1 protein-coding gene is annotated in these 524 nt (G+C 45.6%); it reads left to right on the forward strand.

Going from position 1 to position 524, the window contains the following annotated elements; translation table 11 throughout:
- Positions 1-480 (forward strand): DUF72 domain-containing protein (locus tag R7093_RS27920; RefSeq protein ID WP_318147370.1); only part of this gene is annotated, 480 nt, incomplete at its 5' end.
- Positions 481-524 lie beyond the last annotated feature (44 nt).

A 524-nucleotide genomic window follows, 5' to 3' on the forward strand; every position in this document is an offset into this window, starting at 1 on the left:
GCCAGTTTCCCGCCTAACTTTCCACTAGGCGTAGAAGTACGTCATATGGCCTTTTTCTCTAAAGGCGAGGAAGAGCGAGCGCTTAATCAGTGGTTGGTGGAAAACGGTATTGACCGAATAATCATGGATAGCCGCCCTGTGTTTGCGGCAAAGCCTGACAATGAAGCCATCATTGATGCTCAAATGAAGAAGCCCAAAGTTCCCGTTCATGCGATTGCAACCGCTTCACACCCGATGATTCGTTTTATTGGCCATCCGGAAGAACAACAAAATTACGACTTCTTTGTGCCTTGGCTAAGTAAATTGCCACAATGGATTGCGGAAGGTAAACAACCATATGTGATGATTCACACAGCAGACAATATTATTGCGCCTGATCTGGCAGCGAACATTTACAAGAATCTACAAAAGCATGTCGACCTGCCAGATTTAGCCCCCTTCCCTGCCAATGATGGCAACTCGCAGTTACAGATGTTCTAACAATAATTTGCTCAACGCATGACAGAGGCGCGAATTTCTCATAA

It is taken from the genome of Vibrio sp. 1580 (assembly GCF_033340055.1).